The 11876-nt window shown below is 38.4% G+C and carries 11 protein-coding genes and 1 other RNA gene; 5 read left to right on the top strand and 7 right to left on the bottom strand.

Annotation, left to right across the window (positions count from 1 at the left end; genetic code table 11):
* The first annotated feature begins 159 nt into the window (after positions 1-159).
* Complete coding sequence (locus tag LS48_RS05440) at positions 160-1509, top strand: TlpA family protein disulfide reductase (RefSeq protein ID WP_062620782.1); 1350 nt, start codon at positions 160-162, stop codon at positions 1507-1509.
* A gap of 59 nt (positions 1510-1568) precedes the next feature.
* Here the strand turns inward: LS48_RS05440 and fsa are convergent, their stop codons facing one another.
* The 3 genes from fsa to ffs form a co-directional block, all read right to left on the bottom strand.
* Positions 1569-2222, bottom strand: coding sequence for a fructose-6-phosphate aldolase (gene fsa / locus LS48_RS05435; protein ID WP_062620779.1), 654 nt, complete (start codon positions 2220-2222; stop codon positions 1569-1571).
* A 253-nt stretch (positions 2223-2475) separates the two neighbouring features.
* Positions 2476-3282 (bottom strand): SDR family oxidoreductase, encoded by an 807-nt coding sequence (locus LS48_RS05430; RefSeq protein WP_062620776.1) that lies wholly within the window; start codon positions 3280-3282, stop codon positions 2476-2478.
* 95 nt (positions 3283-3377) lie between these two features.
* An RNA gene (gene ffs / locus LS48_RS05425) (signal recognition particle sRNA small type) lies at positions 3378-3476 on the bottom strand.
* 87 nt (positions 3477-3563) lie between these two features.
* Between ffs and LS48_RS05420 the strand changes: the two genes are divergently transcribed.
* From LS48_RS05420 to LS48_RS05410, 3 genes are all read left to right on the top strand, one after another.
* Positions 3564-4610, top strand: coding sequence for a glutaminyl-peptide cyclotransferase (locus LS48_RS05420; RefSeq protein WP_062620773.1), 1047 nt, complete (start codon positions 3564-3566; stop codon positions 4608-4610).
* A 100-nt stretch (positions 4611-4710) separates the two neighbouring features.
* Positions 4711-5796: a carboxypeptidase-like regulatory domain-containing protein gene (locus LS48_RS05415; protein ID WP_062620771.1), complete on the top strand. Its 1086-nt coding sequence runs from the start codon at positions 4711-4713 to the stop codon at positions 5794-5796.
* A 123-nt stretch (positions 5797-5919) separates the two neighbouring features.
* Entirely contained in the window at positions 5920-7449 is a 1530-nt protein-coding gene (locus LS48_RS05410; protein WP_062620769.1) for a hypothetical protein, read from the top strand.
* Between the two features lie 54 nt (positions 7450-7503).
* Here the strand turns inward: LS48_RS05410 and LS48_RS05405 are convergent, their stop codons facing one another.
* The 4 genes from LS48_RS05405 to glyA are packed head-to-tail and all read right to left on the bottom strand — an operon-like array spanning position 7504 to position 10273.
* Positions 7504-7992, bottom strand: coding sequence for a lipocalin-like domain-containing protein (locus tag LS48_RS05405; protein WP_157881715.1), 489 nt, complete (start codon positions 7990-7992; stop codon positions 7504-7506).
* A gap of 25 nt (positions 7993-8017) precedes the next feature.
* A complete protein-coding gene (locus tag LS48_RS05400) occupies positions 8018-8497 on the bottom strand; it encodes a nucleoside deaminase (protein ID WP_062621493.1) in 480 nt (159 codons plus the stop codon).
* Positions 8498-8501: 4 nt separating this feature from the next.
* Entirely contained in the window at positions 8502-8996 is a 495-nt protein-coding gene (locus tag LS48_RS05395) for a GNAT family N-acetyltransferase (RefSeq protein WP_062620763.1), read from the bottom strand.
* 2 nt (positions 8997-8998) lie between these two features.
* Positions 8999-10273 (bottom strand): serine hydroxymethyltransferase, encoded by a 1275-nt coding sequence (glyA, locus tag LS48_RS05390; protein ID WP_062620761.1) that lies wholly within the window; start codon positions 10271-10273, stop codon positions 8999-9001.
* 279 nt (positions 10274-10552) lie between these two features.
* Here glyA and fahA point away from each other — a divergent pair, with 279 nt between their 5' ends.
* Positions 10553-11833: a fumarylacetoacetase gene (fahA, locus tag LS48_RS05385; protein ID WP_062620759.1), complete on the top strand. Its 1281-nt coding sequence runs from the start codon at positions 10553-10555 to the stop codon at positions 11831-11833.
* The last annotated feature ends 43 nt before the right edge of the window (positions 11834-11876 follow it).

The following is an 11876-nucleotide window of genomic DNA, read 5'->3' as shown; positions in this document are numbered from 1 at the left end:
GTAGCCAATTAAGTGTAACGCTGAAAACATTAACGTTTTAAAAAACCTTTTAACTACCATTTAACAAATTGCATTATAGGGGTCGGCTACATTTGTTTTTTAATCCTTAAGTGCGTGCGATTGTTTAAAAAAATACTCCCTCTTCTATTACTTACTTTATTGCTATCCTGTAAAGACACGGAAGAAAATGCCGTACAAACTACCTGGATAAGCGGACAAATAGTAAACCCTACATTGGATTTTATTATTTTTTCTAGTGGAAACGAAATTCTGGATACAGTAAAGCTTGATTCAAACAACTTCTTTTTATACAAAACAGACAAAATAAAAGCTGGGCTCTATAACTTTATGCATAGTGAAACCCAGGTTTTCTATATTGAACCTGGCGATAGTTTATTAATGCACATTAACACCATGGATTTTGACGAATCTCTGGCCTATTCAGGAAGAGGTGGTGAGCAGAACAATCTGCTAATGTATCTCTATTTAAAAAATGAGACTGAAAATAATAATTTACCAAATTGGTATACGCTTTCTTCAGAAGAATTTACCCATAAAATAGATTCATTGAAGCAACTTAAGCTTCAGGAATATCAAGATTTTATAAATAGATATGAGGTTGCCGAAGGTTTCAAAAACGCAGCTTTGGCAAACATTAACTATGATTATTTTATAAAAAAGGAAAAATACACTGCCGCCAACCGAAACAATCCAGAAAAATTTGACCAGCACTTTTTTGATTACAGAAATGATGTAGATTTTGAACGTGATGAACTCAGGTTTTATTACCCCTATTATCGCTTTATGAATCGGTATTTTGAGAATGTTATTTACTCAGAATATGATAACGTAGCAATGGTAGATCGCAGTTCATACGACTTTAATCATCGGAAAATCCAATTGATTGATAGTTTAGTGACTTCAGATACGCTTAAAAATAGCTTATTGCGAAATAACGCCCTTTGGTATTTATTAAATGCAAATGATGCCAAGGAAGAAAGAAAGTTTTTTGAGGAATTCTCAAAAATGAACACTAATAACAAACATATTGCAGAAGTTTCCAAAATGCTTGAGATTACTGTAAAACTTACTCCCGGAAACACAGTACCCAATGTGGCTTTGGTCAATACCGAAAATGTTGTAAAAGACTTGTTAAGCATTATTAAAGCACCTACCGTCATATATTTCTGGTCTGGGCAATCAACCGCCCACTACAAAAACATTCACAGCCGCGCTGCCGAACTGAAATCAAAGTACCCCGAGTATGACTTTTTGGGAATTAACACTGATACCCACTTCAAAAAATGGCGACAAACTATTTCAAAATCGGGTTACAATCCCTTGCAGGAATTTCAGATAGAGAATTTGAGCGATGCTGAAAAGAAACTTCTTCTAAGGTATAAAAACAGTGCAATAGTCCTTGATAAGGATGGGATAATCCTTGAAGGAAAAACCAACCTATTCAATACAAATTTTGAAGAGTTGCTTTTAGGTTTTTTGAATAGATAATATTTTCACCTTCAATCAATGATCAAAACTTGTCGTGCGACGGAGCGCCGAAACAAAAATTAATTCCCCTTTTTGTAATCTTCCAAAAATTGTTTTAAACCACTATCTGTCAACGGATGTTTAAGCAGACCTTCAATGGATGAAAGCGGCCCTGTCATAACATCGGCACCAATTTTTGCACAATTGATAACGTGCATGGTGTGGCGCACGGAGGCTGCAAGAATTTGCGTCTCGAAACCGTAGTTGTCATAAATCAAACGGATGTCCGCAATAAGTTCCAAGCCATCGGTTGAAATATCGTCCAATCTCCCGATAAAAGGGGAAACGTATGTTGCTCCGGCTTTGGCAGCCAACAAAGCTTGCCCTGCGGAAAAAACGAGGGTACAATTGGTACGGATACCGTGGTCGGTAAAATATTTAATTGCTTTTACCCCCTCCTTTATCATTGGCACTTTTACCACGATCTGCGGGTGAAGTTCAGCAAGCTCCTCGCCTTCTTTTACCATCCCTTCAAAGTCTGTAGCAATAACTTCTGCCGAAACGTCGCCGTCCACAATATTACAGATGTCCACATAATGTTTTAAGATGTTGTTGCGGCCAGTGATGCCTTCCTTTGCCATCAACGATGGATTGGTGGTAACGCCATCAAGCACGCCCAGGTCTTGGGCTTCGCGTATTTGGTCTAGGTTTGCGGTATCGATAAAGAATTTCATAGAAATGGTTTCAAATTAATTATTGTAAAAATAGTGAAGAAAATTTCGAATTGGTTGAATATGCGGACAAAATTGAAAAGCTATATCAAATTCAATTTTAGCTGAATGAAGGTAAGTAAAATAACTATTGAAATGAAAATATTCGTAGCAAAATCTTTTTCTGACTGCTCTTCATTCAATTCGGATTTGCAAAAACGAAAAATTATCCAAAATAAAAAAACGCCAAAATCTGTAAAAAGTCTCCACGTAATTATCACTTCAATCCATAATGCTTTAGCAGCATTCGTTCATAAACTCTGTCGGGCAATACACGTTTCAGTACAATTGAAAATTTTTGCAAGGAAGAGCCCACTTTATAATGAACTCGAGGATTTTCAGTCTCAATAATTTTGTGCACCACTTTTGCCATTTCCAACGGGTCGTTGCCATTATCTACGTGTTCATTCATCAATTTTAACGTATTCCCGTAGTCTTTTTTATAAGGAGAATCTTTTAATTCGGGAGCGTGATAACGCCCAGCGGCAATATTGGTAGCAAAATCGCCAGGAGCAATATTGGTCATTTTAATGCCAAACTGCAATGTTTCCATACGCAGGGCTTCAATGGTAATTTCAAGTGCTGCTTTACTTGCAGAGTAAATACCGCGGTACGGAAGTCCCATGTACGCAGCGATGGAAGTCACATTCAATATATGTCCAAAACCCTGTTTGCGCATTTGTGGCAACACGGCTTTTATAACATTTATAGGGCCGTGAAAATTGGTGTCGAAAGCCTTTTTTATTTCGCTTTCGGGCGTTTCTTCAATTGGGCCTGTTATGCCTACCCCAGCATTGTTTATAACAACGTCTATTTTTTCGGTTTTATTGATTATTTCAGAAATAACGCTTTCAACAGAAATTGTGTCATTCACATCCATTTTTAGGAGCGGGAAGCTTGAATTTGTAATTTTTTCGGGATTTCGGCTGGTTCCAAAAACCTGGTAGCCACGTTCAGAAAGATATTCGCCTATGGCTTTACCGATTCCCGACGAACCGCCTGTAATGAGTACTATTTTTGGCATAAAAGGTTGTTAAAAAGCAAAGGACGAGAAAAAAGAAAAGAGAAAAAAGAAAAGAGAGAAAATTTTGAAGCTTCAACGAAAGTTTAGCGCATAAAAAATGGCAAGCTACCTACATCACACCGCTACGACCGTATACCCTTGCTGCGTTCCCGCCCTGGGGGATTCAACAGGAGCTGGTTGTGTAGGACTTGCCGCTACAAAGATAAGGCTTTTTGAGGTTTTGGCAAGTATTTTTACATTTCAATTTTAATAAATACCTTGCGGAAAAATTATAGTTCACGATGAAAACCCATAACATTTTAGTTCCTACCCTTTTAGTGCTTTTGATGGGCAGCTGCGGAGGCAATTCTGAAGATAAAAAAGATGCTTTTTCTCTGGAAATTAAGAACCAAAAGAAAACTTATACCACAGAAGATGTGCTTACTATTTCTCTCAACAACAAAAAGAATATTGAAACTGATTCGGTTGTCTATTTTTTGAACAAGGATCGTGTATCGATAACAGATAACACGTTATCCCTTTCGGGGAAAAAGCTTGGCGAGAAAACCCTAAGGGCTCAAATATACAGTGATGATGAAACATATGAAGCTTCTACGAAAGTCACCATACTTTCTTCCATAAAACCAAAACTTTATACTTATAAAGTACTGGAAACGTATCCACACGATATTAATGCCTATACCCAAGGACTTGAGTTTGAAAATGATACCTTATACGAAAGCACAGGCCAGTATAAGGAATCATCTTTGCGAAAAACTGATTACAGAACCGGAGAAGTTCTTCAAAAAGTAAGTCTTCCCGATCAATATTTTGGCGAAGGGCTCACCATACTAAACAATAAGATATATCAACTTACCTGGCGCGAAAACACTGGTTTTATTTATAATCTGAAATCAATGGAGCAAACCGGAACCTTTGTGTACGGGGAAAGTAAGGAAGGCTGGGGGCTTTGTCACGATGCCGAAAAAAATATCTATAAAAGCGACGGTACCGATAGAATCTGGACCCTCAACTCAAATACACTTGCAGAAATGGATTATATTGAAATTTTTACAAACACAAGCAAAATAAACAGTGTGAACGAACTGGAATGGGTGGAAGGAAAAATATATGCAAATGTGTATCAACAAGGTTCAATCGCCATAATAGATCCTTCAAACGGCGCGGTGGAAGGCGTGATTGACCTAACCGATTTAAAGGATAAAGTTACGCAACACCCTAAACTGGACGTGCTAAACGGCATAGCATACAAGGGAGAACCCAACATACTTTACATTACTGGGAAAAATTGGGATAAACTTTTTAAGATTGAAATAATTCAAAAATAAGCTCATTGAATTATTTCCCTCATTGAAATGACCGCTTTACTCAAAAGCGGTTTTTTTATGGTTTTATGTGTGGTTCCTTTGAATCATTAAACCATCAACTATGAAAAAATCCGTCACCATCCGAATTCCAGAGCCTTGCCACGAAGATTGGGCTAAAATGACCGCAACTGAAAAAGGAAAATTTTGCAGTGTTTGCACCAAAGAAGTTATCGATCTTACTTCAAAAACAGATGAAGAATTGGTTAAAATCCTTACTAAAGGTAAAAATGCCTGTGGCAGGGTAAAAAAATCACAACTAAACCGTGAAGTAAAAAAGGAGCGTAAAAGCGGACAAAGTTTTGCTCCGCTAGCAGCTTCGATGTTACTTCCGTTGACGCTCTTTTCAAACAACCCAAGGTCTGAAAATAATTCACTTTCAGAAAAACCAATGGTTTCTTTAGGAATTGGTCGTTTCAGCAATAGTTTAGACAGAATACAAATTGTTACCACTGGAACTATCAGGGACGAAAATGGGAATCCATTAAAAAACGTTGCAATTTTATCCAACGAAACCGGAGCCCGGGAATGGACCAATAAAAATGGAGAGTACAGCATTGTAACTTTAGATCGGGAAAAATTAACTTTTCAAAAAGAGAATTTTATAGAACAGCATATTCAAATATCAAATAAATCAGTGCGACACGATATTTATTTAATTTCAGAAGCTTCTGTTACCATTTCGGTATTAGGGAGAATTGCCGTGCAGCCAAAAGAGGAAAAAACACAATCAGTTTCATTCGTTACAAACGGAGTGGTGTCTGACGATACAGCCTTGCCGCTTCCGGGAGCAAATGTAATTATTAAGGGGACTTCCAAAGGAACACAGACAGATTTTGACGGCAATTATAGTATTGAAACCAAACCGGGCGATGTATTGGTGTTTAGTTATGTAGGTTTTGAAACTAAGGAAATTACGGTATTAAATGTCTCAAATAATATTGATGTATCTCTGAAAGCGGGGGATTTTTTTCTGGGTGAAGTAGTTGTGGGTGGTATTTCTTGGGAAAGTTCTGAAGATTACGTGCCGTACAAAGATCCGGATTGGTATGAAAAAGCAAAACAAGCCTATAAAAATACCGTGAAGTTCCGCAAAATAAAGATTTTACAAAAAAGGGTATTGCGAAAAGCAAAACGCAATAATAAGTAGTGGTTAGCAATTGCATTTGGCCGAATTGCTCAGATTACCCAATATAATTGGCTTTTGAAAAGTTCTTTGTATTACAATAATTAGCTTCATAAAAAGTTATATTTTTACCAAAATTATATTTGAATGAGGTATTTATACGGTTTGGCAATTTTGTGTTGCCTAGTATTATGGAGTTCTTGCCGCAACGATTTTGAAACCGTTGCCAGCACTGGAAACTTAGAATTTTCCAAAGACACGGTTTATCTTGATACTATTTTCACCAATATTGGGAGCAGCACCTATAATTTAAAGGTTTATAATCGAAGCGACGAGGATATTAATATTCCTACCCTACGGTTGGCTCAGGGAGAAGCTTCCAACTATCGGTTGAACGTTGATGGAATGCCCGGAAAAGTTTTTGAGAACATACAGGTTTTGGCTAAGGACAGTATCTTTATTTTTATTGAAACCACATTCGACATCAATAATCTGCCAACGGATCCAAAGAATTTTCTTTATACAGACCAACTTCTTTTTGATAGTGGCGGTAACGAACAAAAAGTAGAATTGGTAACGCTCATAAAGGATGCTGTTTTTCTTTTCCCTGAAAAATATGCTGACGGAACCACTGAAACATTAAACTTAGGACAAGACGAAAACGGAGAGGATATACTTGTAAAAGGATTCTTTCTCGAAGATGATGAACTTACTTTTACAAATGAAAAGCCGTATGTAATATACGGTTATGCTGCCGTTCCAGGAAATAAAACACTTACGGTAGAAGCTGGTGCCCGTGTTCATTTTCACGATGGAAGTGGAATAATCGTAGCACAAAACGCATCGATGAAATCACTAGGTTTACCAAGTTTAGATCGTGAGGAAATGGAAAACGAGGTGATTTTTGAGGGTGATAGGCTGGAACCTGCATTTGCCGATGTTCCGGGACAATGGCTTACTATTTGGCTAACCTCTGGAAGTGTGGACAATGAATTTAATTATACAACAATTAAAAACAGTACCGTTGGAATTTTAATGGAAGACTGCCCGGTTACGTTAAAAAATGTTCAGATTTACAACAGCACCAACGTTGGTTTGCTTTCCAGAACGGGAAGTATTGACGGTGAAAATATGGTAATAAACAATAGTGGCCAATCCTCTTTGGCTATACAATTGGGCGGTAGCTATGAATTTAGACACTGCACTTTTGCCAATTATTGGACCAACGGTTTCCGTTCCTTCCCTGCCGTTTCATTGGACAACAGCTTGGAAACTTCCACCGAAATTCTTGTTTTCGATTTGATAAAAGCAGACTTTAAAAACTGTATTATTTACGGTAACGAACGTCGTGAGCTTTCGCTTTTCCAAGTTACAGGGGGCGCTTTCAATTTCAATTTTGAAAATTGTTTGCTGCGTTTTGAAGACCCTACTGGGGAATTTGATAATGATCCGTTATATGATTTTAACAACAGTGCCTTATATACTGCAACAAAATTTAATTTAGATCCTGTTTTCCAAAATACTGAAATGAACAATTTCAATATTGAAACTGGAACCTCGGGAGCAGAAAATATCGGGAAACCAGGCGTACTTCCATTAACAGATTTAAATGGAACTTCCAGAAGCAATCCGCCTGATGCCGGTGCATATGAGACCACGGTCTTCCCCGAAGATTAATATAAAAAACCCGTCCAAATAAGACGGGTTTTTTATATCAATCTTTGAAAACAATCATTTTACTTGTAACCATTTCAATTTAAGTTTAGAGTTTTTGCGTTCCACGGGTTGCATTACCAACGTATCACCGCTGAAATAAAACCTTCGTTCGGCAGTCAATCCAAATTCAGAAGGGTTGGAGTGTGAAAGTTTGAAGTGCGAAACAATACTATCCGCTTCAGAAACTTTGTAATTACCCATATAGTAGTAGGATTTGGTGATATGTTTCAAGGCTTCCAAAGAAATGGAATCGTTGAAATTAGGGAATTCAATTCCTGCTTTTTCGTAACCTTTTTCATATAGATGAAGTGCTACATGTTTATTTTTATCATACAACAAATAACCGTCCATTCCGCCTTTGTAATCGCTCCAGGTATTGGTTGTGGTGTCGCGCACCTTCATACTTTCCAGTTTCCAAAGCCCTGTAATTGTAGCCTTGGACGGTTCATCCTTGCCACAGGCAAAAGCTATCGCTGCAATTCCAAGGAAGATGATTCGTTTCAAATTCTTCATTTTGAGAAAAAGTAAATTAGTAATCAATTCTTCCCTCCTTGGCTTCCCACTTTTTAAAAACTTTTCGGCCCTCTTCCCTTTCCAGATTGATGAATTGTATGTTTCGGTTTTCAATATTTTTATCAATTTCATCATAAATAAAATCATCGTCAAAGCCTATTTCCGCTGCATCCTCTTTAGTACAGGCGTAGTAAACCGCTTTTGGTCGCGCCCAATAAATGGCACCCAAGCACATTGGGCAAGGCTCGCAGGAAGTATAAATAATACAATCCTCGAGTTGGAAAGAGTCTAATTTTTCACATGCTTTCCGGATAGCCACAACCTCAGCATGAGCCGTAGGATCGTTGCTTGAAGTAACCTGGTTAAAACCTTCAGCTATAATTTCTCCATTTTTTACAATCACTGCTCCAAAAGGGCCTCCGGCATTACTATCCAATCCTTTTTCAGAAAGTTCGATGGCACGTTTTATAAATTGTTTGTCTTTTTCTGTAATCATTTTTTTAATTTGAAAATAATAAAAGTTCCTCTCCATCTTCGTAGGTATAGTTTCCCACTTCCGAAAGACCGAGCTTTTTTAATAGTTTTATTGAAGAAATATTTTCCGGAATAGTTATACCAACTATCGTTTTCAGTTTTAATGTTTCTGAAGCAAACTGCATAACGGCTTGCGCAGCTTCAAAAGCATAACCTTTCCTGCCGTGTTCAGGTAAAAAAGCGAAACCTATATCTGGGTGCTCAAGAGTATCACGCTTATATAGTCCAGCGGAGCCAATTGGTGTACCGTTTTCTATCAATGAAACCAAATAAGGACCAAAGCCATGCTCTTCATAACTGCTCAAATAATTCTTCTGCATATAAGTTTCGGCGTCTTCAAGAGATTTGATGTTTCTGTCGCCAATGTTTTTAAGCCAGCCTTCGCTGTTCATCAGTTTAAAAATAAAGGGAGCATCTTTTAAAGTGTACTCCCTTAATTTAAGTCGTTCGGTATAAATCATTTTTAGTTTTTAAAAAGTGGCAACCCAGCCATCATTTCATTTACTTTTTCAGCAATACCTTCTAATCTGGCTTCATCTGAATGATTCATAATTACTTCATCAATTAAATCGACAATTTTTTCCATATCCTTTTCAACCAAACCGCGGGTGGTTACCGCTGCTGTCCCAATACGAATTCCGCTGGTTACAAAAGGAGACTTATCATCAAATGGAACCATGTTTTTATTAACCGTAATATCTGCTTTGCCCAAGGCCTCTTCGGCTTCCTTTCCTGAAATATTTTTATTGCGAAGATCAATAAGCATCATATGATTATCGGTTCCGCCAGAAATAATATCATACCCTTTTTCTACAAATTTTTGCGCCATTACCGCAGCGTTCTTCTTCACCTGCACCATATAATGAAGGAAATCGTCCGTTAAAGCCTCGCCAAAGGCAATCGCTTTTGCGGCAATTATATGTTCCAACGGCCCGCCCTGGTTTCCGGGGAAGATAGCGCTGTCCAGCAGACTGCTCATTTTTTTTAGGTTGCCATTTTTCAGCTTTTGACCAAAGGGATTGTCAAAATCCTTGCCCATCAAAATCATTCCGCCACGCGGGCCTCGAAGGGTTTTGTGGGTGGTAGTTGTTACTACGTGGCAGTGCGGAAGCGGGTCGCCAATAATTCCCTTTGCAATCAATCCTGCAGGGTGTGCAATATCTGCAAACAAAATAGCGCCAACTTTATCGGCAATTTCACGGAAACGCTTGTAATCTATTTCCCTTGAATAGGCCGAGGCACCAGCAATGATCATTTTCGGTTTTTCGGCAACGGCTATTTTCTCAACCTTATCATAATCAATTCTTCCCGTTTCCTTATCAACCCCATAAAAAACAGGATTGTAAAGTCTTCCCGAAAAATTTACGGGAGAACCGTGCGTTAAGTGCCCGCCGTGGGAAAGGTCAAAACCTAAATATTTATCACCAGGATTTAAACACGCAGCGAAAACAGCGGTGTTTGCCTGCGATCCACTATGGGGTTGTACGTTTGCATATTCGGCTCCAAACAAAGCTTTGGCGCGATCAATAGCTATTTGTTCAACCTCGTCCACCACTTCGCAACCACCGTAATAGCGTTTGCTGGGATAGCCTTCGGCATATTTATTAGTTAAAACGGAACCTGCGGCTTCCATAACTTGGTCGCTCACAAAGTTCTCTGAAGCAATTAGCTCCAGACCGTTCAATTGGCGTTGCTTTTCGGCTTCTATCAATTCAAAAATCTGTTCGTCACGTTGCATAGTAAAATTTTATTGTTTTGAAGATTGTATTTAGAGTTCAATTTTTTCGATTATAGCTTTGGAGCGCTAGTCCTAAGGCATAAATCCACACAAAAGTTAATTAAAATCAAAAATAGCAAATCCATTCGGTAACTATAATGAAATATATATATTTGATGAAGAATTTTACTAACAAAACATAGGTTGTAACGAAAAAGGAAAAGTGAATTAATTTATTGATTTTTAATAAATTGATTTTTTTTAACTAGTTTTATTTACAACTACAAAAGAATATAAAAAATGCCAATAACCGCAAACGACCCCACACGCAAAACCTGGCTGGACACCGCGCCAGACACTGATTTTCCCATACAAAACATACCATTCGGCGTATTTTTAACGCGCGACGATATTATCACCATAGGAACCCGTATAGGCGATTATGCCATAGACCTTGGCGCCCTGCACCAGCTTGGATATTTTAAAGGAATTGACCTTACCGATGATATCTTTCTGCAAGACACCTTAAATGATTTTATTAGCGATGGAAGAAAAACGTGGCGCTTGGTTCGAAATAGAATCGCTGATATTTTTGATGCGGAAAATCCTAAACTTCGCGATAACAAAGATCATAGACAGCACATCCTTTTCACGATGGATGAAGTAGAAATGCAACTACCCGTGCAAGTGGGTGACTATACTGATTTTTATTCCAGCAAGGAACACGCCACGAATGTAGGAACTATGTTCCGCGGAAAAGAGAACGCGTTGATGCCAAACTGGCTTCACATACCCGTGGGTTACCACGGAAGAAGCTCTTCCATAATACCAAGCGGCATCAACGCCCGCAGACCTTGGGGACAAACTATGCCAGAAGGTGCAACGGAGCCTGTGTTTGGCCCTTCCAAATTGGTAGACTTTGAATTGGAAATGGCATTCATAACTACCGATGCAAATGCATTGGGAGAGCCAATTCCTGTTGATGAGGCAGAAGAATATATCTTCGGATTAGTACTTTTCAACGATTGGAGTGCACGAGATATTCAAAAGTGGGAATATGTGCCGCTCGGACCATTCCTAGCGAAGAATTTTGCTTCGTCCATTTCGCCTTGGATTGTAACCTTGGACGCACTGCAACCTTTCAAAGTTGAAGGCCCGAAACCCGAAATGGAGCAACTACCCTATCTTCAGTATAAAGGAAAGAAAAGCTACGACATAAACCTTGAAGTATATATTGCTCCTGAAAAAGGAACTGAAACAAAAGTTTCTACATCAAACTTTAAATATATGTATTGGAATATGAGCCAGCAGTTGGCACATCACACCATTAACGGTTGTAACGTGAACAGTGGCGATATGATGGGAAGCGGAACAATTTCGGGGCCCACTCCGGATAGTTATGGCTCTATGCTAGAACTTACTTGGCGCGGGGAAAAGCCTATTAAACTTTCCGATGGGTCAGAACGTAAATTTATAAACGATAATGATACCGTTATCTTAAAAGGTTTCTGTAAAAATGAAAAAGTGCGGATTGGTTTTGGGGAATGTAGAACAAAGCTTTTACCTGCCATCAAACAATAATATTTGGCACTACTATTGTAATTTAGCCTTCATAACCAAATCA

This window comes from Aequorivita aquimaris (assembly GCF_001573155.1).
In the GTDB taxonomy this organism is placed as follows: domain Bacteria; phylum Bacteroidota; class Bacteroidia; order Flavobacteriales; family Flavobacteriaceae; genus Aequorivita; species Aequorivita aquimaris.
Note: the sequence above shows the minus strand (reverse complement) of the source record. Positions and strands in the feature narration are given on the sequence as shown.

Excerpts from the sequence above, each read along its gene's own strand:
- LS48_RS05420 (WP_062620773.1), top strand. The coding sequence starts at position 3,564 with ATGAAAACCCATAACATTTTAGTTCCTACCCTTTTAGTGCTTTTGATG.
- fsa (WP_062620779.1), bottom strand. The coding sequence starts at position 2,222 with ATGAAATTCTTTATCGATACCGCAAACCTAGACCAAATACGCGAAGCC.
- fahA (WP_062620759.1), top strand. The coding sequence starts at position 10,553 with ATGCCAATAACCGCAAACGACCCCACACGCAAAACCTGGCTGGACACC.
- glyA (WP_062620761.1), bottom strand. The coding sequence starts at position 10,273 with ATGCAACGTGACGAACAGATTTTTGAATTGATAGAAGCCGAAAAGCAA.
- LS48_RS05410 (WP_062620769.1), top strand. The coding sequence starts at position 5,920 with ATGAGGTATTTATACGGTTTGGCAATTTTGTGTTGCCTAGTATTATGG.
- LS48_RS05415 (WP_062620771.1), top strand. The coding sequence starts at position 4,711 with ATGAAAAAATCCGTCACCATCCGAATTCCAGAGCCTTGCCACGAAGAT.
- LS48_RS05430 (WP_062620776.1), bottom strand. The coding sequence starts at position 3,282 with ATGCCAAAAATAGTACTCATTACAGGCGGTTCGTCGGGAATCGGTAAA.
- LS48_RS05395 (WP_062620763.1), bottom strand. The coding sequence starts at position 8,996 with ATGATTTATACCGAACGACTTAAATTAAGGGAGTACACTTTAAAAGAT.
- LS48_RS05400 (WP_062621493.1), bottom strand. The coding sequence starts at position 8,497 with ATGATTACAGAAAAAGACAAACAATTTATAAAACGTGCCATCGAACTT.